Below are 21,313 nucleotides of genomic sequence, written 5' to 3'. Positions count from 1 at the left end.
CAGGTGGTCCGGGGAGCACATGCACGCCTGTATGGCTCCTCGAACCGATCACCGTGTGCACGAAATGCGGAACAGGCCGTCCGATTCTCGCTCTTGACGGTCTGTCACACCGAGCACGACGATGCGGGCACGCATCACGCATTACGCACCATGCACAGCTCCAGCGCCCTGCGGCCCCAGTAGTCGCGGGGCGTCTCGTACGTTTCCGTCCCTGTCCTGTACGGAATCCGAATCGGAGCCCCCACATGAGACTCTCCGCTCCCGACCGCGCGCCCGGCGTCAGACGCCTGGTGGCCTGTGCGGTCCTGGCACTCGGCGGCCTGTTCGCCTCCACCGCTCCCACGGCCGTCGCCGCCTCCACCCCTCCCACGGCCCTCGCGGCGCCTGTGCCCAGTGCGACCGCCGCCCCCGACATACCGCTCGCCAACGTCAAGGCGCACCTGTCGCAGTTCGGCTCCATAGCCGCCGCCAACGGCGGCAACCGCGCCCATGGCCGCCCCGGCTACAAAGCCTCCCTCGACTACGTCAAGGCCAAGCTGGACGCGGCCGGATTCACCACCACCGTGCAGCAGTTCACGGCAAGCTCAGCCACCGGCTACAACCTGATCGCCGACTGGCCGGGCGGCGACCCGAACGCCGTCCTGATGGCCGGCGCCCATCTCGACGGCGTCACCTCCGGGCCCGGCATCAACGACAACGGCTCCGGCTCCGCCGCCGTCCTGGAGAGCGCGCTCGCCGTCTCCCGGGCACAGCTCCAGCCCACCAAGCATCTGCGGTTCGCCTGGTGGGGAGCCGAGGAACTGGGTCTGCTCGGCTCCAAGCACTACGTCAACAACCTGCCGGCCGCGGAGCGTGCGAAGGTCAGCGGCTATCTGAACTTCGACATGATCGGCTCGCCCAATCCGGGCTACTTCGTCTACGACGACGACCCCGCCATCGAGAAGACCTTCAAGGACTACTTCACCGGCCTGGGCGTCCCGACCGAGATCGAAACCGAGGGCGACGGCCGCTCGGACCATGCCGCGTTCAAGAACGTCGGTATCCCCGTCGGCGGCCTGTTCACCGGCGCGAGCCGCACCAAAACCAGCGCCCAGGCCCAGAAGTGGGGCGGCACAGCAGGTCAGGCCTTCGACCGCTGCTACCACTCGTCCTGCGACGGCACGGCGAACATCAACGACACCGCCCTGGACCGCAACAGCGACGCGATCGCACACGCCGTGTGGACGCTGGGCACCGAACCCGCGATCCCGCCGGGTGACGTCTACGAGAACACCACCGACGTCGCGATCCCCGACAACGCGGCGGCCGCCACCTCCACCATCACCGTCAGCGGCCGTACGGGGAACGCGCCCGCCACCCTCAAGGTGGGCGTGGACATCACCCACACCTGGCGAGGTGACCTGGTCGTCGATCTGATCGCACCGGACGGCACCGCCTACCGCCTGAAGAACTCCTCGGCCAACGACTCCGCGGACAACGTGGTGGCCACGTACACCGTGAACGCCTCCGCCGAGACGGCCAACGGCACCTGGACGCTGCGTGTCCAGGACGTGGCAGCACAGGACACCGGCCGGATCAACGGCTGGAAGCTCACCTTCTAACAGGCAGGCGAAAGGGGCCCGACCCACCGCAACCGTGCTCGGACTCCTACGGTCCTCGCACCACCCGTGATGTGCGGGAGGTGCGAGGACCGTCGACACGTACGGGGGCGACGGAACATGGTGTCGGCCTCCGGCCCCGCACCCGCCTGCCTCGACGAGGATCAGTCTGAGCTGCGTGCCCAGCCGGCGGCACAAGACGCGCACACTCCGGCCGCAGGTCGTGTGATGTGGGTCGCTGACGCGCTTGTGGACCTGGGATCCGGGCAGGTACCCGCGCGACTCCTCGCCAGACGTGAAAGGCAGTGCAGACGATGACGACCACCGACGCGCCCCTCGGAGATCTCACCGGGCGACGCGCCCAGGCCATCGAGGACTACCGCACGCTGAAGGCGCAGGGACGCGTCCTGGACCTCACGCGCGGCAAGCCCGCCCCGGAGCAGCTCGACCTCGCCCAGGACCTGCTGTCGCTCCCGGCGGGACGCTGGACGGCGGCCGACGGCACCGACTGCCGCAACTATGGCGGTCTGAAGGGCCTGCCGGAACTGCGGGAGATCTTCGCGCCCGTGTTCCAGGTGCCGGCCGAGCGGCTGCTGGCCGCCGGTAACTCCAGCCTCGAGCTGATGCACGACTGCGTGGTGCACGCGCTGTTGAGCAAGGTCCCGGGCGCCGTACGCCGCTGGGCCGACGAGACGCGCGTCGCGTTCCTGTGCCCGGTGCCCGGCTACGACCGGCACTTCGCACTGAGCGAACGCTTCGGCATCGACCTCGTTCCAGTGCCGATGAGCGACGAGGGCCCGGACCTGGAGGTCGTGGAGCGGCTCGTCGCCGACGACCCGACAATCAAGGGCATCTGGTGCGTGCCGAAGTACAGCAATCCGAGCGGTGTCAGCTACAGCGACCAGGTCGTGGAGCGCCTCGCCGCGATGCCGACCGCGGCGCCCGACTTCCGGATCTTGTGGGACAACGCGTATGCCGCCCACCACCTCACGGACGAGGAGGTGGAGATCCTGGACCTGCTCGGGGCGTGCGAGGCACACGGTCACGCGGACCGGGCCCTCGTCTTCGGCTCCACCTCGAAGATCACTTTCGCGGGCGCAGGCGTCGGCTTCTTCGGCGCGTCCCAGGCCAACGTGGACTGGCTGCTCGCCAAGAGCGGCAAGCGTTCCATCGGCCCCGACAAGGTCAACCAACTCCGGCACGCACAATTCCTGCGCGACACTGATGGCGTCCGGACCCACATGAAGGCGCACCGTGCGCTGCTCCAGCCGAAGTTCGAGCTGGTTCTCGACGTGTTGGAGCAGGAGCTCGGCGGTACGGGCCTGGCCCGGTGGACCACTCCCAAGGGCGGGTACTTCATCTCGCTGGAGCTGGTGCACGGCGGAGCGTCGGAGGTGGTCCGGCTGGCCTCCGAGGCGGGCACGGCCCTCACCCCGGCCGGCGCCACGCACCCGTACGGCGACGATCCGCACGACGCCACCATCCGCATCGCGCCGAGCTTCCCGTCCCTCACGGACCTGCGGCATGCGGTCACCGGCCTGGCCACGTGTGTGCGTCTGGTCGGCTACGAGCGCCAGTTGAGCCGGTAGCGGGCAGGAGGTGGGGGCCGGACCACTGTGGTGGTCCGGCCCCCGCCTCCTGCTCAGCCAAGCGTGCGCGCAGCCTCCAGCTCCTCGCGGGCCATCTCGGCCGCGGCGGCTCGGTATCCGAAGGCGTCGTCGCCGACCGGGACGGCCGTGGGCAGTGGCGCGTCGGCGGTGACGAGGGCCAGGACGCGGGCCGCGAAGGCCTCCGGTGTGCCGGACGCGGGGTCGTCGGCGAGTCCGCGGTAGGCGGCGAGCATGTCGCGGTTGGTGACGTCGTAGGCGGCGATGTGTTCGTGGGTTTCGGTCATGGCGGTGCCGTACTGGGTGGCGAACTGGCCCGGCTGCAGGACGGTGACACGCACACCGTGCGGCGCGCCCTCGATGGCGAGCGTCCGGCTCATCGCCTCCAGGCCCTGTTTGGCCGCGGAGTAGGCGGCGGTGCCGGGGAGGACCAGGTGTCCGGCCACCGAGGAGACGTTGAGTATGTGGCCGTGGCCTTGTGCGCGCATGAGCGGCAGGACGAGCCGGGTCAACCGCCAGGGCCCGATGAGGAGGACGTCGAGGAGGTCGCGCAGTTCGGTGTCGGAGGTCTCCTCGACGGCGCCGAACAGTCCGCTGCCCGCATTGTTGACGAGCACGTCGATGCCGCCGAGCCGGTCGGCGGCCGCGCGGACCGCCTGTTCGCATGAGGTGGCGTCACGCAGTTCGAGGGGCATGGCGCTGACGCGGCCTGGCCAGGCGGTGACGAGGTCTTCCAGGTCGGCGGTCTTGCGTGCGGTGACGACGAGGTCGTCGCCCACCGCGGCGGCGGCCTCGGCGAGCGCCCGGCCCAGGCCCGAGGAACATCCCGTGATCAGCCAGCGTCGTCCCATGTTCGTCCCTCGAGTCGCCCGACAGCGATGACGCGCGGCCCGGATATCCGGTCGGGCAGCGGCAGTTCATGGTCGCGGCCACTCGGAGGCGACGTCACCCCCACGTCGGGAGCGTGCGCAGGCGCTCGGACGCACCCGCCCGGCGCACACGAGCCGCCGGGCGGGTGCGGCTGCCGGGGTGGGGACTGCCGGTTGAGGGGCGTCCCGCCGCACGCCGGGAGGCGACCACTGTTGCGCCCGAGCCGAGCTGGGCGTTCATGGCAACACGGCCGCCCCGACGCCGCACCGCCCGGCGTCGAACGGAAGGCGAGTGTGGGTGGTTCCCTCAGAGGCTGGGGGAGAGGGGGAGGACCCTGCCGTCCTGCAAGGTTCGCACCCGTTTCGTTGCCGGTTGCCGACGGGAGTACTGGGGCCTTCGTGCTCAGGTCTTGCTCAAATTCCTTCCCGTACGGGAGGTTGCAGGACGATGATCAATAGGCAGGCGGGCAAGGGTCTCGGAGAGCTGGCCAGTCACTGAGCTGGCAAGGCAAGGGGGATGCAGTGGCGAAAGCGGTGCGAGCCTCACTGGGGGAAATGTGGATCACATGCCAGTTCTGCAAGGGCGATCTCTTCCGCGAACGGGGTGTGAAACTCAACAGCACGGGCGGTGAGTTGTTCAATTTCGCCTGGGCGGATGAGACCGCGACCGGACTGATCTGTCTGCGTTGCGGATTTGTGCACCTCTTCGCCAATCCGCAGATCCAGCTCCACCGTGCGAAGGACTGACGCCGTGCGCTCGCGTGAGGTCCCGAGGGTCTCACCGATGTGCGCGTCGGACGCCCCGACCCCCGACCACTGATCCCACGAGCACGCCGTCCGCCGGCTTGAGCGTGTCATCCCCGCAGCTGACGGACCATGAGTCCGCGCCCGCTCCGAGCGCCCGTACGTCCGTGGAGTCCTCCAGCGCGGTCGGCGCCTGGGGACGGATCGGGGTCCTCCGCGTGCTGGACTCGACGAGTGGGCAGGCAGCGGTACTTGGCGCCGCCGCCCTGCTGATGTTCGTCGGTCGGCGGACCGCGGTCATCCCCCGGCGCCGGTCGGTCTCGCGCACGTGGTGATCGGGCCTATCGGCCGGGTCGCGCTCCTCCTCCTGTCGACCCCACGCGAACCCCGCGCTTCTCCTCGGCGACCACGCACGAACGCGTTGGCGGCGGTCAGCCCATCGGCTGACCGCTCGACCTGCGTTCGGTGTTCTCGGCAAGGTCGTGCCTCGCGGCCTGCGAGGGTGAGCCGGGCCCCGGAACGCACAGCTCAGGCCGACGCCGGGGTCGTCGGGCAGGACCCCCCACTCGCCCGTGAGCCTGAGTTCACCGGCCGACGGGTGCTGCCGGACATACTCGCGGTTCGTCCAGGCGGCCACGTCCCGGGTCTCCCACAGACGCAGGAACTCCCTGCGTTTTGCCCGCAGGCGCCGCCTGCGCGGGAGAAGTGGAAGCTGGTGGCGCGTTGCCGGTTCGACCTGTTGCCGAGTCGGGGTGGTGAGAGTGAGAGGGACCAGCAGACCGTGCTGCATCTCACCGTCCGTAATGTGAACGGCCATATCGGCGCACAAGCGCCGGCCTCTAGGCTGGCCGTGCAGCTGGTTCGCCCCGTCCGCCAGATGGGATGCGTCGTAAGAGGGAACCCGGTGGGAATCCGGGACTGCCCCGCAGCGGTGAGTGGGAACGACCACCGTCACATGCACTGGGCCCGGTCGGGTCTGGGAAGCGACGGCCAGTAGGCGTCCTCCACAGGGAGGGTGTGCCCGCGAGTCCGAAGACCTGCCCGTTGCCCGCGCGCGACCACTCGTGCGTGGAATCCCGGTGACCTCGAGGGCGGGTCGGCGACCATACGGCGGACAGACACCCATCGGGGTACGGCTGTTCCGTCCCGTTCGTCACCCCCTTCGCGCCCTCGTCCCGTCGCCGGGATCTCAGGGATTCATCTCGTGAAGGAGATCTCCGTGACACCGAAGTCCCCATCGGCGGCAGCCCACGCCACCGTGTACGGCTACCCGCGCCAGGGCCCGAACCGCGAACTGAAGAAGGCCATCGAGGGCTACTGGAAGGGCCGCGTCAGCGCCGCCTCGCTCCAGCGGACCGCCCAGAACCTGCGCCGCAGCAACTGGCAGCAGCTCGCTGCGGCCGGCATCCACGAAGTACCCACCGGCGACTTCTCGTTCTACGACCATGTCCTGGACACCTCTGTCACGGTCGGCGCCATCCCGGACCGCCACCGCGCCGCCGTGGAGACCGACGCGCTGGCCGGCTACTTCGCCATGGCGCGCGGCACACAGGACGTGGCGCCGCTCGAGATGACCAAGTGGTTCGACACCAACTACCACTACATGGTCCCGGAGCTGGGCCCTGACACCGTGTTCACGGCCGACTCCAGCCAGCAGGTCGCCGAGCTCCGTGAGGCCCTCGCACTCGGGCTCGCCGCCAGGCCCGTGCTCGTCGGTCCCGTCACGTACCTTCTGCTGGCCAAGCCTGCGCCCGGCGTGGCAGCGGACTTCGAGCCGCTCACGCTCCTCGACCGGCTGCTTCCGGTGTACGCCGAGCTCCTCGCCGATCTGCGTGCGGCCGGCGCCGAGTGGGTCCAGCTGGACGAGCCGGCCCTGGTGCAGGACCGCACTCCTGCCGAACTGAACGCCGCTGAGCGCACCTACCGCGATCTCGGTGCGCTCACCGACCGGCCCAAGATCCTTATCGCCTCCTACTTCGACCGGCTCGGTGAAGCCCTGCCCGTGCTCGCCAAGGCCCCAGTGGACGGCCTGGCCCTGGACTTCACCGATGCTGCCGCCGCCAATCTCGAGGCGCTGGCCGCATCTGGGGGACTGGCGGGCAAGCGCCTGGTCGCGGGCGTCGTCGATGGCCGCAACATCTGGGTCAACGACATGGAGAAGTCCCTTGCGACGCTCGGCACCCTGCTCGGGTTCGCTGACCGTGTCGACGTGGCCGCCTCCTGTTCGCTCCTGCATGTCCCGCTCGATGCCGCGGCGGAGCGGGACATCGAGCCGCAGGTCCTGCGCTGGCTGTCCTTCGCCCGGCAGAAGACCGCCGAGGTGGTCACTTTGGCCAAGGGCCTTGCTCAGGGCACAGGCGCCATCGCTGGTGAACTCGCCGCCAACCGCGCCGACCTGGCCTCCCGCGCCGCCTCTCCGATCACGCGTGACCCGGCTGTACGCGCCCGCGTGGCCGCCATCACCGACAGCGACGGACGCCGCTCCAAGCCCTACGCCGAACGGGCCGAAGCTCAGCGCGCGCGCCTCGGCCTGCCGCTCCTGCCGACCACGACCATCGGTTCGTTCCCGCAGACCACGGAGCTGCGCACCGCTCGTGCGGACCTGCGCACCGGACGACTCGACACCGCGGGTTACGAGGAGCGCATCAAGTCTGAGATCCAGGAGGTCATCACCTTCCAGGAGAAGACCGGCGTCGACGTGCTCGTGCACGGCGAGCCCGAGCGCAATGACATGGTGCAGTACTTCGCCGAACAGCTGACGGGGTATCTCGCCACGCAGCACGGCTGGGTGCAGTCGTACGGCACCCGCTATGTGCGCCCGCCGATCCTGGCCGGTGACATCGCGCGGCCCGTGCCGATGACGGTGCGCTGGACCGCGTACGCCCAGTCCCTGGCCTCGAAGCCGGTCAAGGGCATGCTGACCGGCCCGGTCACCATGCTCGCCTGGTCCTTTGTCCGGGACGACCAGCCGCTCGGCGACACCGCCCGCCAGGTTGCCCTCGCTCTGCGCGACGAGGTGGGCGACCTGGAAGCGGCAGGCACGTCGGTCATCCAGGTCGACGAACCCGCACTACGCGAGACCCTGCCGCTGCGCGCCGCCGACCACGCCGCCTACCTGGCCTGGGCCACCGAGTCCTTCCGCCTGTCGACGAGCGGCGTGCAGGACGCCACCCAGATCCACACGCACATGTGCTACGCCGAGTTCGGCGACATCGTCCAGGCCATCGACGACCTCGACGCCGATGTCATCAGCCTGGAAGCGGCCCGTTCGCACATGCAGGTCGCCCGGGAACTTGCCGCACACGGCTATCCCCGCGAAGCCGGGCCCGGTGTGTACGACATCCACTCACCGCGGGTCCCGGGCACCGCAGAAGTGACGGCCCTGCTGCGCAAGGGACTTGAGGCCATCCCGGCCCAGCGACTCTGGGTCAACCCCGACTGCGGTCTGAAGACCCGCGGCTGGAGCGAGACCAGGTCCTCGCTGGAGAACCTGGTCGCCGCGGCACGGACGATCCGGTCGGAACTTGCGTAGAGCCATGGTGAGTCAGGGCCGAAAGGGGACCTGAGTCCCTTTCGGTTCTCCTTCGGCGGGCGGCCCTTGTCTGCCAGGGAGGAAGGCGCGATCGGTACAGTCGATCTGGCGCCCCATGGCCGCGTGAGGTTCAGCGCCACATCGGCGCTGGTCCACATCAGGTGATCAAGAACCGCGTGTAGTGGCGGGCCTGGGGCGTCCCGGGCCCGCCACCTTGCCGTAGATCTGGCTCCTGAGCGTCAGCGGATGGTGAGCAGTTTGGCCCGGCTGGGCACTCCCTGGGCGTTCATGGCGAACAGCATGTACGTGCCGGGCAGGGCCACACCTGGATCTGCCGGGATGTCCACCTCATAGGCTGACGTGCCGGTTTGACGGGACGTCAGGGGTACGCGGCGTTGGTCGTTGTCGGTGGAGTGGGTTGCAGCCCCGGCCCGCACCAGTACGAAGGACGCGACGGCGGTGTCCGTGGTGACGGCCAGCTTCGTGCCGTTGGTGGTCTGTGCCGGGACGCCGCCGGTGAGGACGGGGCGGGTCTTTTCGGTGCCGTCGGCGTTGAGGAGATAGGGCGGGGTGAAGACGGCGCCGTCGGCGTGGTTGGTGGCGCAGTCGCCGCACAGGCCGCCGCCGCCGGAGAAGATCCGTCCGTCGGGCAGCAGGTTGGCGACGCTGTGGTAGTTGCGCGGCACGGCCATCGACGCCATGCGGGTGAACGTGCCCGTGGCCGGATCCCAGATCTCCGGGGGCATCGCCGAGGTGGCGTCGCTGAAAGGCATCGGGTACGACTGGCCGCCGAAGACGGCCACCTTGCCGTCGGGCATGACGACGCTGTTCGCGAACGCCCGCGCGTAGGCCATGTCGCCGGTGCGCGCCGCGGCCGGCTGGCCGTCGCCGTTGAGGTTCACGGTGTAGGCGCGCCGTGTGGCCTGGGTGTTCTCGTAGGCGGGCGCGCCGCCCAGGGTGAGGAGTTTTCCGATGTCGTACGCCACGGCGTTGCCGTTCATGGCATCGGCGCTGTCGGCGCGGTTGCCGGCGGCGGAGATGGTGCCGTTGCCCGTCGTGGAGATCCAGTTCATCTGCTTGCTCGGTCCGAGGTGCAGTACGCGGCCGCCGGATGTGGCGTGCAGCCACTGGTGGTTGTCGGCGCGGTAGGGGCCGCGGGGGTCGGCGGTCATGGTGGTGGTGGCCGGGACGCCGGACAGGGTGCGCCAGGTGCCGTTCGCGGCGGACCAGACCTCGCCGCCCTTGTTGCCTTCGCCGCCGCTCCAGGAGCCGCCCAGGACGAAGGCGTCACCGGTGGACAGGGTGGTCATGGCCTGGTAACCGCGCGGGGTGTTCATGTCCGTCGTCGACGTCCACGAGTCGGTGGCCGGATCGTAGATGCTGGCGCGCTCCGCATTGCTGCCGCCGGTCACCAGGATCCGTCCGTCGCGCAGTACGGCGGTGCCGGGGCAGAACATGTCGTGCCGGGTGTTCTCGACCCGGCGCTGCGAGACCGTGCCCGTGGTGAGGTCCCAGATGGCGGTCTGCGTGTAGCCGTTGCTGCCGCCGAACCGGTCGATGCCGTAGGCGGACCAGACCAGCATCTTGTTGTTGGGCAGCACGGCGCTGGCCACCGGCACCAGCGGGAACCCGGTGAGCGCGCTCCAGGCACCGTGGGCGGCGGGCTGCGCCGGTCCGCTCAGCCGCAGCTCGGCGGCCGACGACCAGGGCCCGCGGCCGCCTGCTTCCGTGGTCGCCGTCAGCCGGACGTAGCGGGCGGTGACGGTACGGGTGAAGGTGGCGCCCTTGACGGTGTCGTCGTCCTTCCAGACGCCGGTGGCGACCGCTGCCCCGAAGGTGGTGCCGTCGGTGCTGGTGGCGATGGAGTAGGCGCCGATGCGACCGTTGACCCCGGAACGGCGTGGCTGGTAACTGAGCGCGGAGACGGCCTGGTTGCTCTTCATGTCGATGGTGATGTGGTGGGGCAGTGGCGCCGGTGTGCCGGACCACTTGCTGTGCCAGAGAGTGTCGGGATCGCCGTCCAGGGCGAGCGCGGCACGGTTGTCGGCGGAAGCTGTTTCCTGGTCGCTGGCCGTCGCGGTCCAGCCCTCGCGCGGCAAGTCCACGACGGAGGCCGCAGTGCCCGGGTCGCCCAGGAGGTTGATCTCGGCGGCCGATGACCAGGGCCCACGGTTGCCGGCTTCGGTCAGGGCGGTCAGCCGGACGAAGCGTGCGCCTCGAGGAGCGAAACTCAGCGTCTTGGTGGTGGTGTCGTCGGCCAGGGTCCCGGTGGCCACTGCGGCTCCCCACGTCGTCCCGTCGCTGCTCAGATGCACCGTGTACTGGCCGATGCGGCCGTTGGCGCTGTTGGCGCGTGGCAGGTAGACGAGCGCGGAAACCACCGCGGTGCGGTGCATGTCGACGGTGATGTGGTGCGGCAGCCGTGTCGCCGTGCCCGACCACTTGCTGTGCCAGATGGTGGCCGCGTTGCCGTCCAGGACGTTGGCGGCCCGGCCGTTCTCGCCCACGGTCTCCTCGTCGCTCGCGACAACGGTCCAACCGTCACGTGGCAGTTGGGCCGCTGCGGCGACCATCGCCGAGGCCGGGGCGGCCGCGTGGTGAGGGGCCGGCGGCGGATCGGTCGCCACCGGCGGCCGGGCCACGTCCTCGTCGGCGCGTGCCCCCGGCGCCCCGGTGAGCGGCAGCAGCGCCGCGAGGACGGCCGCCAGGGCGAACAGCACCAGCCCCGTCGACTTCAACCAGCGCAGGCGCCGTAAAACAGGCTTACTCATCGTCGTTTTGCCCCCCAAGCCCGGGTCTCAGCCCGGCCCACCTACAGATGCGACATGACCATGCCATGTTGTGAGGAACTTGTATAGAAGCTGAAATGGCGCTGAAAACACGGCAGTTCAGGAACTGACGGACCTCCGGCCAGCCGTAAGCACCCGCGCGTGAGGCCGGCACGACAGTCCCCCGAGCGGGTGCGGGGCCTCTGTGTGGTCGCTGCGGGGCTACGCTGTTTGTACTGGTGAGCGTGCGGGTGCTCTGGCCGCGCTCCGGGCAGGCATTGGAGCTGTGTCATGGATGTGCGTCAGGACACCGCGGCGTGGAAGCGTGTCGTCGAGGTGGCGAGTGCCGCCGGCCGGCCAGTGGCGTTGGCGTCCGCGGTGGCGGCGTGTGTCGAGGATGTGGGTGCGGACGGCCTGGGCGTCAGTCTGATCACCTCAGGTCAGATCAGGACCGTGGCCCATGCCGCTGACGAGCGCAGTTACCGGCTGGAGGACGCGCAGCTGGTGGCGGGGGAAGGTCCGTGTACCGAGGCCTATCTGCAGCGCCGGATCGTGGACGCGGACGTGCAGTCCTCTTGCGGACAGTGGCCTGTGTTCATGCGGACGGCCGGTGAACTCGGAATCCGCACGGTGGTGGCGGTGCCGCTGCTGGTCGGTGACGGTGTACCGGTCGGCGCCATGGATATCTACCGCACCACCTCAGTCCCCCTCGATGAGGCCGACCGGGTCAGGCTGAAGGCGTACGGCCGGATCCTGGCACTGCTGGCCCTGGACGCCCACCCCGCACTGATCGGCTGGGAACAGGCAGCCCCGGAAACAGGCCCCTTGGGCTATCCGCCCGTCGTGCACCAGGCAGCCGGCGCGGCCGCCGAAGCGAGCGACGTCCCCGTCGCGGAAGCCCTGGCCCGCATGCGCGCCCACGCCTTCAGCCGGCAGCAGCTCCTTGAGGGCGTCGCCCGCGACATCCTCGCGGGACGCCTCCGCCTAGAGGAAGATGGCGACACGCCCCCTAATTAACCGTCGCTTGACGGCCAAAGGGCTGCCGGACGCGCCGCGGCGACCGGCCTGGAACAGCTCGTTTCGTCCCGTGGAGCCGTCACGCAGCATCTTTGCGTCAGAGCCGGCGAAGAAGGCTCTGACGGGCGAAAGCAGGAGGAGAATTACGACGAGCCGGACTGGCCGCAGAGGGCCATTCCGTCCAGGGCACACCGTCTGACCAGGTGCAATGCCGAACACCCCAGGGAGCTTTGTGGAAGCGACCTGCGGCAGGGCAGCAGGGTGCTGAGGTCGGTGTTTGGTTCCCAGCGTGGTGACATAAACCAAGCGTCGTATGCTCAACGAGCCAGACCGAAAGGCGGTGGGCCGGACTGCCGCGCTCGCCGCGATGCTGCGGGATCACTGCGGCCTCTACAACGGCGCGTTGCAGGAACGTCGTGACGCCTACCGGCACGTCTCGAAGACGAGCATCAAATACGGGCAGCAGTCCGCGCAGCTCAAGGAGATCCGCGCCTTCGACCCCGAGCGGCACGGCCGGTGGTCGTTCAGCTCCCAGCAGGCCACCTTGCGGCGTCTCGACAAGGCGTTCCAGGCGTTCTTCCGCCGCATCAAGGCAGGTGAGACGCCCGGCTACCCGCGCTTTCGTGGCGTGAACTGGTTCAACACCGTGGACTTCCCCAAGGACGGCGACGGCTGCCGCTGGGATGCCACCGCTCACGACCCCGTCACCCGCGTCCGCCTGCAAGGTGTCGGGCACGTCAAGGTCAACCAGCACCGTGCCGTGGTCGGCAAGGTCAAGACCGTGTCGGTCAAGCGCGAGGGCCGTAAGTGGTTCGTTGTCCTGACCGCTGAGCAGCCCCAGCCCGAGCCGCTGCCCAAGACGGGCAGGGTGGTCGGCATCGACATGGGCATAGCCTCGTTCCTGACCGACTCCAACGGCCTGCACGTCGCCAACCCGCGCCACGCCCGCAAGGCCGCCGCGAAGCTCGAAGCGGCACAGCGGGCACTGTCCCGCTATCCGCGCCGCAAGGCGAAGAACCGCACCAACAACCACCAGCGGGCAGTTGAGAGAGTCGCGGCCCTGCACGGCAAGGTGCGACGCCAGCGTCTCGACCACGCGCACAAGACTGCGCTCGGTCTGGTCCGTGAGCACGATGTCATCGCGCACGAAGACCTCAAGATCCACAGCATGAGCAAGACCGTGGCACCGAAGCCCGACCCCGACAAGCCGGGCGCGTTTCTGCCCAACGGGGCCGCTGCGAAATCCGGGCTGAACCGCTCGATAGCTGACGCCGGTTGGGGGGTGTTCCTGACGATCATGCACGCGAAGGCTGAAAGCGCCGCACGGGAAGTGATCGCCGTGGACCCCCGCAACACCTCCCGCCAGTGCCCCGAATGCGGGCACACCGCGAAGGAGAACCGGCCCACACAGGAGAAGTTCCACTGCGTGAGCTGCGGCCACCAGGCGCACGCCGACGAAGTCGGCGCACTCAACGTTCTACGGGCCGGGCTGGCCCGCCGCGACGCCGACCAGGCATAGCGAGAAGCCACCCCCTTTAGGGGGTGGAGGAGTCACGAACAGCTGCTCGCACGAATGGTCCAGCTCGCCACTGACCCGAAGGACGGCGCATGCATCGCCGCTCACGACTTGGCTGATGGACAGGCCGTACATCTGCCTGGACATCCCAACTCCCTCCTGCCCGCGCGCACGACCGCACCAGGTAACGGACCGCACGCAGACGTCGCGTGTGCGCCCAGCGAGAGACTTCGCGGCTGGTCTTGCGGCCGTGCTGCCGTCGACGCAACACCCTTCTGGGGGAGCGTGCCCCGCATTTCATCGGGCAGCGGAACAAGATGCGATATCTCACGGCACTGGAGTGCACGATGGAGCGCTGGTCCAATGTTTTGTGGGCGCGGCTGATCCCGTCGGCCCGTAAACAAGCCGAGGTCGTGGGGATACTTCGCCGCGAGTGCGACGATCGCGCCTTGATCCTGGACCGGCAGCGGACCCTGGTGCCCAACACGTTCGTCATCGAGCTCCCCCCGGACTCACACCGCCAACTCGCCGCCCACAACACCCAACTCACCAGGCACCTCGCGGCACAGGTGCGCCGGCATGCCGCCGAACAGGGATACACCTTCGCCGGCCCCATCACCGTTCAACTGGCTTCCGCAGGAGGCGCGTCCGTGCGCCGCTTCCGCGTCGGCAGCCGCATCACACCCCAGCGGCCGCCACGCGCCGGGCGGCGACCGTAGCCAGGACCTGGCCTGCATCCATGCTCGGCTCCTGAGCATGTGAGGGCTGCGACTGGCTGAGCGGGAGCTTTGCCGGCCGACGTGCTCCGCGAGCAAGGTCGGCCCTTGGGTCGACGGCCTGGCTCATTCGGCTTGGCGGTCGGCCTCATCCCTGATCGGGTCGTCGGCCAGCAGTACGGTCGCTGTGATCCGTTTGCCGACCGGCTCGCGATGCATGGCGAAGCTGTGGCAGAGCGCCATCACGATTTCCAGCCCGTGCTGGCCCACGCGACTTGGGTCGGTGGCCTGGGCGGTGGGCAGACGTGGGTCGCTGTCCCACACCGTCACCTCAACCGTCCCCTCCCGGGCCTCCAAGGTCAGCAGGCACGGCCCCGGAGCGTATTTGAGGGTGTTGGTGACAAGCTCGCTTACCACCAACTGGACGGTACCCGTCACACGGTCGGACACCGCCAGCCCGTGTACTTCCTGGAGATCGGCGAGGAATGAGCGGGCCAGGACGCGGCTTTCGGCGATCTCCTCGCTTCCCTCGAAGGCTACGGACACCGTGATCAGACGGTCAACGAGCGACTGCGGACTGTCATTTTGGGCAGGTAGGTTCACGCCGTTTGCCTCCCTTCCGAAGCGTCACGTTGCGCAGCGCCTACCCCGGAAGCATCACCGCAGTCCCCGCATGGGAGAGGTGTTTCCAGCAATTATCGGAGGTATGTCCCATCAGTAGGTCATCGAAGGTGGAGGGCAGGCGGAGGGCAGTCCGCTGGCCGCCTCACTCGCCGCCGTCGGCTCCCTGCGCAGCCGCGACATCGACTTCTCCGCCGCAGACCGCGACGAGCTGCTTGCCTCTGCCGCAGAGTCACTGAACAAGCTCAGCAGACTCGTGGAGAACCTCCTCGACAGGAGCCGACTGCAAAGCCGGGTGTACCGCCTGCGGCACCGTCCACGACCGGGACCACAATGCCGCGATCAACGTGAAAACGGCCGCCGGACTGGCGGCATCAGCCTGCGGAGCGCAGGTAAGACCAGGAGTAATCCCGGCACAGCGCCACGAAACAGGAAGCCATGGATTCCCGACCGAACCCCGTGCCGCGTAGCGGCACAGCAACGATCGAGAAGGCCAGAATCCACGGGCTTCAGCCCGAGGAGCAAGTCAAAACGACGTCCGGCGTGCCCCACACCACGTGCAGCCCGGCGACGGCGAGAGGGGGCGTCCCCGAGTCAAGGGTGCTGACTGCCGGCGCGCCAGGCGCGCAGAGCCCGGCGGGTCCACCGGTCAGACCACCGAGCGCAACTGATCCAGTTCACGGCCGATGGCATGTCGCAGCACGTCATGCTGCGGACCCAGCCTGAACTGCTCATCACTCCACCGTTCACGCGGATAGAGCCATACCGGAGCACCCACCACATCGGCCGGCTCCCACTCGAACCGCGGCCAGACATGCGCATGCAAGAACGGGTCCGTGTTCCCCAGGATCTCCAGGTTGACCCGCCGAAAGGCCGGGTCCAGCTGCCGGCAGGCTCGCTCGACCGCTTCACCGAGCTGGTCCATGTCGGACAGGAACGACAGCCGCTTCGCCTTCGGCAGGTCCGACAGCCGCTGCACATCCGGCTCATCCACGAGCAGAACACAGTAGCCCGGCAGGAACTGAACATCCCCGATCACCGCGAACCCCGACGTCAACCGCCGCAGCACGGTCGGGTTCTCCCCCTGAGCGCAGCCCCGATCCGATCCATCCGCCAGTCACCAGTCATGGCCAGAACCTACCTTCCCGTGATCAAGGCCCCCTGTTCGTTCCCTGCCCTCCTCACGCGGTTCAACGACCAAGCGTGTGGGGGAGTAGCGACCCCGGCCGATTTGAAGGACCCCCGTTAAAGGGGGGGCGCGGGCTTCGGAGGGCATTCCGTCACCAGCCCGGGCGGACCATCCGTACCTGTCCAGGTCGGCCGGACTGAGATCGCCTCACATCCGATGCACCCCGAGTACGGCGGCCTGGCGCAGGACGCACCGTTCAGGCCGGTGCTGGTCTGGTCGGGTGATCGCGGCATGCAGGGCGCCGGGTCTGCGGGGTCGGCGCGGATAGCCTCGGCCCATGACCAGCTCCCCTTCGCGATTCACTGTCCTGCTCAAGCCGCAGCTGACGGACACCGACTCCCATGTCGACCACGGCGGTGTGCTCCGCTCCGCCACCGTCGAAGCCACGGGCACGACCGGTGCGAGTGGTTTCCCCCGCTACGAGGGGGAGGGGATCGAGGCGGACATCGACCCGCAGACCCGCACCGTGGAAGCGATCACGGTCGACGGCGGCGACCTGCCGTACGGCTGGGTCGCCGAGGTCGGCTGACCACCACCGCCGGCGGCCGCAGTCCAAGGCCCCGCACCGCTGCATGTCGGCGTGCCCCTGAAGCAACCATGATCGCCCTCGCCGACGACGTCGACGAGGGCGTCTGGCGACTCCGTGCGCTATCTGCCCGAGGTGCGGGACGGCGGACCGCGTGTTTCGACTTGCCTGGGCGGTGTCCCGTGCAGGGGCTGGGGTGGGCTCTGCCTTGCAGCCGATGTCGGCCGCCGGTGCGGGGGAGTGGCTGCGCACCGTGCGGTGCGGGGTGGGCTGGACAGGGCGGCTCAGCCTGCGAGTTGGGTGAGGGCCAGAGCGTGTGCGTGGTCGAGGGAGTCAGCGGCTGTGCACGGGACATCGGGTTGTACGCCGGTGCCTTCCCAGTTGGTGCCGGAGACAGGGTTGACCGCGCGGCCGACGGGGATGCTGGCTTCCAAATGCGGATGCACGGTCCAGCCGTCGCGGGGGTGTGCGCCGCCGCGGGTGGCCTCGCCGACGATGGTGGCGCGGCCGAGTTGCTGCAGGTTGTAGGCGAGTTCCTCGGCGGCGGAGAAAGTGCGGTTGCTGGTCAGGACGTACAGCGGTTTGCTGCCTCCGTAGCGGGCGCCCGGAACGTGCGGCTGGCTCCACGTCTGCTCAATGCGTGTATCGCCGTGCCAGTGCATGGTGTTGAGATGAGTGCGCTCATCCAGCAGATGGCTGCAGACGAAGGCGACGCTGTCCGGATCGCCGCCCAGGTTGGCACGAAGGTCCAGAATCAGTGCCTGGGCGCGAGAGGCCAAGGTGAGCGCGGCACTGAGCGGTTCAGCGGCCCACTCCAGCGGAAACAGCATGGGCGCCAGTTCCAGTACGGCAACCTTCTGGTCGAGCAGCTGCACCCGCGGCACACCGCCCAGTGAGGTGTCGAAGTCGCGGCGCATGGCGTCCAGGTTGGCCGCTCCCTTCTTGGCGGGCACCTGGTTGGCGTGATGCTTCAGGCTCAGGTGCCGGTCGCCGTTGATCGACTGCAGGTCCGCGGTGACCAGATGGGCGAGTTTCTCGGCGTCGTCGACGTCGTAGGCGCCCTCGGCAAGACGCTGTTGCAAGAGGCCGGCCAACTGCTGGGCTACTTCGGGGAAAATGTAGTGCTCGGTCAGCAGCCGGGCCGTCTCGTCGATGACCGGGGCCGGCGCAAACTTCGTCGAAGTCGTCATGCCGCGAAGTAGATCACCGCCCGTGCGGAAAATGCAGAGGACCGCCCCGTTCCGCCCTGCGGACACCGGCCCCACGCGACCGTCACACCCGGCACACGCGAACGCGCCGTTGAACATCCCCCAGCCGCCCCGGATCAGCGCGCCGCGCCCGACGGTACGCGCGTACGGGCGACCGCGCGGGTCGAGCCCCGACACCCGGTGCGGTGCTGAGCGTGGAGTTGCGGCGCAGCGACAACGCATGCCGGGCCGCGGCCGGATCGTGGGCTGGAGCCGTCCACCCGCGCTGCACGGTCCCGCGGTTGGCAGGTGCCCGTCGGCTCGCGCGTGTCCTTCCTGCCCCCGGCGTTGTCTGACACCGGCCGCGGGCTCCTGCCCAAGGCAGGGACGTGCAGCCGGAGTTCGCCGTTGGCCACCGTCAGCCGTGCCGTCAGGGCAGGGGCATACCGTTCGCACTCGCCGATGGCCACCGGCGCAACCCTGCCTCCGTTCCCGGGTGTGTGCTGTTCGACCTCAGCACTTCGGCAGGCCGCTGGGCGGGTCGGTGAGGGTGTGGACCAACACTGCAGCCAGGAATCCGTACTTGCCGTAGTCGTCGCCTTGAGCGCGGTAGTAGATGGCGTTCCCGCCGCTGTGCGGCTTGCCCTTGGCCCAGCACGTGAAGGTGCTCTGGCGAGTCCTGAGCTTGTCCACCCTGATCTGGGGCGACGAGCTCCCGATGTACTTCCACAGCGTGACAGGCGCTTCGTTTCCGCAGTACAGCTGATGCTTCGAGGTCACGAAGCACATCTCCGCCGCACCGGCCTGGCCGGACTGCACAACAACTCCTGGCCCGGCAACAAATGCCATACCGGACAGGGTGGCGACAACCTTGGAGCGCATCACATCGACGTCCCTTCTGGAGAGCACCCGCACTTTCTGCCCGTAACCCTAGGAAGGCGTGGGACTGTCACGCGTCGTTTTGCACCACAGCGCAAGAGCGTCCCGGCATGGGGGAGAAGCCGACGGCAGGCATCGAGTCGCCTGCTGCCAGAAGGTGTTGAGGCGTCGGCTGATGTTGCCGACGCCTGGACGGTATGACGTATCGACGAGAGGGAGCGCATGGTGCCCCTCGAGCTGGAGGGGCACGACGGTCGATGGTGGGCCACCGAATACGGCCAGGACTGACCCCGGGGCCACCCTGGTGTCCGGCTGCGGCCTTGACTGTTACCCGGCTGACTGAGGAAATCGCATCAGGCGAAAAGGTGGGCCGGGCAGGCGAGTTGCTGCGCCGGCCGCAGGGCCGTGAGGACATACGGGAGTGAAGGGGGCGCCGCATGATGCTTGCGGCCGAGAAGGGCGACATCACTACGATCATCGGCGGTATCGCCCCTGACTGGGGCCCGTTCGGCACCCTCGGAGCGGAGGCCAAGACCATGATTCAAGTGGTCATGGCGCTGGCCATTCTGATCTGCCTGGCCATCGCCATTTGGGGCGCGGCCAAGCAACGTATCGGCGCTACCGCGCTACGGGACACCTTCAGCGCCGAGCAGGGCAAGGGCCTGATCGTGGCCGGCCTGACAGGTGTGTTCATCATCGGCTCGCTCGGCACTGTGTTCACCATCGTCTACGGCATGGCCGTCTGACATCGGCATCGGAGCAGGCTTCAGGCGGACGACAGTCAGCACCATGCTATGCAGGTACAGTACGGCTGCCGCGAGTGCGGCTGCGGTTTCGAAGCCGTGGGTGAAGGCGTTCTGCGCCGCCGTGAGGAGGGCTTGTTCCTGCGCGTGAGGTAGGTGTGCGGTTGCTTCGACGTCTCCGCCGAGGGAGTCGCGGGCGGCGGCTGCGTCATCACCACCATCTAGATCCGAACAGGGCGATGCCCAGTGCCTCGCCGAGCGTGAAGGCGGTCTCGGACGCGGCTGCGGCGGCGCTCGCCTGTTCCATGGAGGGCCTGAACTCCGCTGGCATCTCCCGCCACTGGGCACTGAGGCGTATCCGCCAGATGACCCCTCGAACTGATCCCTCAACCGCTGGGGATACGGGCCGTACGAGCCGATCGGCAAGTGCGGCCCGATGAAGCCGCACTGTTTGTCGGTGAGTTGCCTACGCGTCACAGACTCGTTCTCTTGACTCCAGCCTTTCAACGGGGCAGAACCCAGCAACTGATCACAACCTCACGGGCCTTGGTGGTCCCGGCCGGGGGCCGGAGTCAGTCTGCGGTCTTCGTGAAGTCCAGGTCGGCATGGCGGACGGCGTGGGAGGCGGTGGAGACCGTGGCGCCGAGCATGCTGATGCAGCCGAAGAGGAGGAAGGTGGGGCCGGCGCCCCACCCTTCCACCAAGAGGCCGAAGAGCGGGAACATCACCGGGGTGATGCCGACCGCGCTGAGTGCCTGGACGGAGGCGACCCGGCCCTGGAAGGCGAGGGCGGTGTTGGCTTGCATCAGGGCCAGGGCCAGTCCGCCGCAGAGGCCGGAGACCAGGCCGGAGACGAGCGCCACGGCGATGGCGAGGGCGAGGTTCGGCATGACACCGATCAGACCGATGCCGGCGGAGGCGACGAGCAGGGCGATGTTGTGCCAGTGGCCGGCTCGGGGGAAGCGGCCGCGCACGACGAGTAGGAGCGAGGTCGTGCAGACGCCGGCGCTGAGGGCGGCGTTCACCCAGGCGCCACCGGAGGGGCCCCAACCGCGTTCCTCGGCGAGCATGATGACGCCGATCGCCATCGGCGGGATGCAGCCGATCATGGAGAGCAGGCCGGAGAGAACCAGCGGGCCGACGACGGGTTCGTGGCGCAGGTAGACGATGCCGTCGATCAGGTCGCGGCGGGCGGTGGAGTCCGCGGCGGGCTGTTCCTCGGGCGGCAGCGGGGCGAGCCGAACCGCGACCAGGAGGAACAGCGAGAGGGTGAAGAGGACGCCGGTCGCGGCGAACGCGGCGGCGGGGCCGCCGAGCCCCATTGAGAATCCGGCGAGCGGTGGTCCGGCGATGTGGCCGGAGCGCTGCACCAGATTGCGCAGGCTCTGTACCCGCATCAGCTGGTCGCGGCCGGTGAGCCGGGGCGGCATGGCTCCGACCGCCGGCATGAACAGGGCGTCCACGACGCCGAATACGAGGGCGAGTGCGACGAGCAACCAGAGGCCGGGGGTGCTGAACGCGAGCGTTGCGGCGGCCGCGAGGATCACCACAGCGCGTACCGCGTCGGAGGAGATGACCACCCTGCGGGGGCCGAACCGGTCGGCGATCACACCGCCGCCGAGCATGAGGATCGCCCGGGGTATCGCGCCGACCGCCATCACCAGGCCGACCTGGGCCGGTCCGGCCACCTTCTGCGCAGCCCAGCCGAGCGCCACGAAGTAGGCGGCGTCGCCGACCACGGAGAAGGTGTAGGCGATCAGCCAGCGCAGGACGTTGCTGTCCCGGTGCACCGGGGTGGAGG

General features: G+C 68.9%; 16 protein-coding genes, 3 pseudogenes and 1 riboswitch. Of the genes and pseudogenes, 11 read left to right on the top strand and 8 right to left on the bottom strand.

Annotation, left to right across the window (positions count from 1 at the left end):
• Positions 1-245 precede the first annotated feature (245 nt).
• A complete protein-coding gene (locus G6045_RS22800) occupies positions 246-1,601 on the top strand; it encodes a M28 family metallopeptidase (RefSeq protein ID WP_165333912.1) in 1,356 nt (451 codons plus the stop codon).
• 311 nt (positions 1,602-1,912) lie between these two features.
• Positions 1,913-3,187 carry an aminotransferase class I/II-fold pyridoxal phosphate-dependent enzyme gene (locus tag G6045_RS22795; RefSeq protein ID WP_165333911.1) on the top strand — a complete coding sequence of 425 codons (1,275 nt, stop codon included), beginning with the start codon at positions 1,913-1,915 and terminating at the stop codon, positions 3,185-3,187.
• 53 nt (positions 3,188-3,240) lie between these two features.
• Here G6045_RS22795 and G6045_RS22790 read toward each other — a convergent pair whose 3' ends face one another.
• Positions 3,241-4,056: an SDR family oxidoreductase gene (locus G6045_RS22790; RefSeq protein ID WP_165333910.1), complete on the bottom strand. Its 816-nt coding sequence runs from the start codon at positions 4,054-4,056 to the stop codon at positions 3,241-3,243.
• Between the two features lie 540 nt (positions 4,057-4,596).
• Here G6045_RS22790 and G6045_RS22785 point away from each other — a divergent pair.
• A complete protein-coding gene (locus G6045_RS22785) occupies positions 4,597-4,821 on the top strand; it encodes a hypothetical protein (protein WP_165333909.1) in 225 nt (74 codons plus the stop codon).
• 31 nt (positions 4,822-4,852) lie between these two features.
• Here G6045_RS22785 and G6045_RS42415 read toward each other — a convergent pair whose 3' ends face one another.
• Complete coding sequence (locus G6045_RS42415; RefSeq protein WP_408056355.1) at positions 4,853-5,608, bottom strand: MmyB family transcriptional regulator; 756 nt, start codon at positions 5,606-5,608, stop codon at positions 4,853-4,855.
• Positions 5,609-5,658: 50 nt separating this feature from the next.
• Positions 5,659-5,877: riboswitch (cobalamin riboswitch) on the top strand.
• 160 nt (positions 5,878-6,037) lie between these two features.
• Here G6045_RS42415 and metE point away from each other — a divergent pair.
• Positions 6,038-8,350 carry a 5-methyltetrahydropteroyltriglutamate--homocysteine S-methyltransferase gene (gene metE / locus G6045_RS22780; protein ID WP_165333908.1) on the top strand — a complete coding sequence of 771 codons (2,313 nt, stop codon included), beginning with the start codon at positions 6,038-6,040 and terminating at the stop codon, positions 8,348-8,350.
• Positions 8,351-8,589: 239 nt separating this feature from the next.
• Here metE and G6045_RS22775 read toward each other — a convergent pair whose 3' ends face one another.
• Positions 8,590-11,121, bottom strand: a complete 2,532-nt coding sequence (locus G6045_RS22775; RefSeq protein WP_165333907.1) for a discoidin domain-containing protein — start codon at positions 11,119-11,121, stop codon at positions 8,590-8,592.
• Positions 11,122-11,409: 288 nt separating this feature from the next.
• Here G6045_RS22775 and G6045_RS22770 point away from each other — a divergent pair, with 288 nt between their 5' ends.
• The 3 genes from G6045_RS22770 (at position 11,410) to G6045_RS22760 (ending at position 14,370) form a co-directional block, all read left to right on the top strand.
• Complete coding sequence (locus tag G6045_RS22770; RefSeq protein WP_165333906.1) at positions 11,410-12,135, top strand: GAF domain-containing protein; 726 nt, start codon at positions 11,410-11,412, stop codon at positions 12,133-12,135.
• Between the two features lie 313 nt (positions 12,136-12,448).
• Positions 12,449-13,654, top strand: a complete 1,206-nt coding sequence (locus G6045_RS22765; protein WP_165333905.1) for an RNA-guided endonuclease InsQ/TnpB family protein — start codon at positions 12,449-12,451, stop codon at positions 13,652-13,654.
• Between the two features lie 314 nt (positions 13,655-13,968).
• Entirely contained in the window at positions 13,969-14,370 is a 402-nt protein-coding gene (locus G6045_RS22760) for a DUF3662 domain-containing protein (RefSeq protein WP_165333904.1), read from the top strand.
• Positions 14,371-14,493: 123 nt separating this feature from the next.
• On the opposite strand, the gene G6045_RS22755 is transcribed toward G6045_RS22760, so the two are convergent.
• Complete coding sequence (locus G6045_RS22755) at positions 14,494-14,970, bottom strand: ATP-binding protein (protein ID WP_165333903.1); 477 nt, start codon at positions 14,968-14,970, stop codon at positions 14,494-14,496.
• A 148-nt stretch (positions 14,971-15,118) separates the two neighbouring features.
• On the opposite strand from G6045_RS22755, the pseudogene G6045_RS42410 reads away from it, so the two are divergent.
• Positions 15,119-15,304: pseudogene (locus G6045_RS42410) on the top strand (hypothetical protein); the annotation flags it as partial.
• Positions 15,285-15,458 (top strand): annotated as a pseudogene (locus G6045_RS41560) (RNA-guided endonuclease TnpB family protein); the annotation flags it as partial. The pseudogenes G6045_RS42410 and G6045_RS41560, both read left to right, overlap by 20 nt.
• Before the next feature lie 179 nt (positions 15,459-15,637).
• Here G6045_RS41560 and G6045_RS22745 read toward each other — a convergent pair.
• Positions 15,638-16,116, bottom strand: a pseudogene (locus tag G6045_RS22745) (diadenosine tetraphosphate hydrolase).
• A gap of 338 nt (positions 16,117-16,454) precedes the next feature.
• Here G6045_RS22745 and G6045_RS22740 point away from each other — a divergent pair.
• Positions 16,455-16,706, top strand: a complete 252-nt coding sequence (locus G6045_RS22740) for a hypothetical protein (RefSeq protein ID WP_165333902.1) — start codon at positions 16,455-16,457, stop codon at positions 16,704-16,706.
• Between the two features lie 281 nt (positions 16,707-16,987).
• On the opposite strand, the gene G6045_RS22735 is transcribed toward G6045_RS22740, so the two are convergent.
• Positions 16,988-17,893 (bottom strand): S41 family peptidase, encoded by a 906-nt coding sequence (locus G6045_RS22735; protein ID WP_165333901.1) that lies wholly within the window; start codon positions 17,891-17,893, stop codon positions 16,988-16,990.
• A gap of 510 nt (positions 17,894-18,403) precedes the next feature.
• Positions 18,404-18,709 carry a hypothetical protein gene (locus G6045_RS22730; RefSeq protein WP_165333900.1) on the bottom strand — a complete coding sequence of 102 codons (306 nt, stop codon included), beginning with the start codon at positions 18,707-18,709 and terminating at the stop codon, positions 18,404-18,406.
• Positions 18,710-19,206: 497 nt separating this feature from the next.
• Here G6045_RS22730 and G6045_RS22725 point away from each other — a divergent pair, with 497 nt between their 5' ends.
• A complete protein-coding gene (locus G6045_RS22725) occupies positions 19,207-19,515 on the top strand; it encodes a hypothetical protein (protein WP_165333899.1) in 309 nt (102 codons plus the stop codon).
• A 569-nt stretch (positions 19,516-20,084) separates the two neighbouring features.
• On the opposite strand, the gene G6045_RS22715 is transcribed toward G6045_RS22725, so the two are convergent.
• Positions 20,085-21,313 (bottom strand): MFS transporter (locus tag G6045_RS22715; protein ID WP_165333898.1); only part of this gene is annotated, 1,229 nt, incomplete at its 5' end.

Origin of the sequence: Streptomyces mesophilus (assembly GCF_011044995.1) — a bacterium.
Taxonomy (GTDB): Bacteria; Actinomycetota; Actinomycetes; order Streptomycetales; family Streptomycetaceae; genus Streptomyces; species Streptomyces mesophilus.
Note: the sequence above shows the minus strand (reverse complement) of the source record. Positions and strands in the feature narration are given on the sequence as shown.

Excerpts from the sequence above, each read along its gene's own strand:
- G6045_RS22800 (WP_165333912.1), top strand. The coding sequence starts at position 246 with ATGAGACTCTCCGCTCCCGACCGCGCGCCCGGCGTCAGACGCCTGGTG.
- G6045_RS22795 (WP_165333911.1), top strand. The coding sequence starts at position 1,913 with ATGACGACCACCGACGCGCCCCTCGGAGATCTCACCGGGCGACGCGCC.
- G6045_RS22790 (WP_165333910.1), bottom strand. The coding sequence starts at position 4,056 with ATGGGACGACGCTGGCTGATCACGGGATGTTCCTCGGGCCTGGGCCGG.
- G6045_RS42415 (WP_408056355.1), bottom strand. The coding sequence starts at position 5,608 with ATGCAGCACGGTCTGCTGGTCCCTCTCACTCTCACCACCCCGACTCGG.
- G6045_RS22775 (WP_165333907.1), bottom strand. The coding sequence starts at position 11,121 with ATGAGTAAGCCTGTTTTACGGCGCCTGCGCTGGTTGAAGTCGACGGGG.
- G6045_RS22770 (WP_165333906.1), top strand. The coding sequence starts at position 11,410 with ATGGATGTGCGTCAGGACACCGCGGCGTGGAAGCGTGTCGTCGAGGTG.
- G6045_RS22765 (WP_165333905.1), top strand. The coding sequence starts at position 12,449 with ATGCTCAACGAGCCAGACCGAAAGGCGGTGGGCCGGACTGCCGCGCTC.
- G6045_RS22760 (WP_165333904.1), top strand. The coding sequence starts at position 13,969 with ATGCGATATCTCACGGCACTGGAGTGCACGATGGAGCGCTGGTCCAAT.
- G6045_RS22740 (WP_165333902.1), top strand. The coding sequence starts at position 16,455 with ATGACCAGCTCCCCTTCGCGATTCACTGTCCTGCTCAAGCCGCAGCTG.
- G6045_RS22735 (WP_165333901.1), bottom strand. The coding sequence starts at position 17,893 with ATGACGACTTCGACGAAGTTTGCGCCGGCCCCGGTCATCGACGAGACG.
- G6045_RS22725 (WP_165333899.1), top strand. The coding sequence starts at position 19,207 with ATGATGCTTGCGGCCGAGAAGGGCGACATCACTACGATCATCGGCGGT.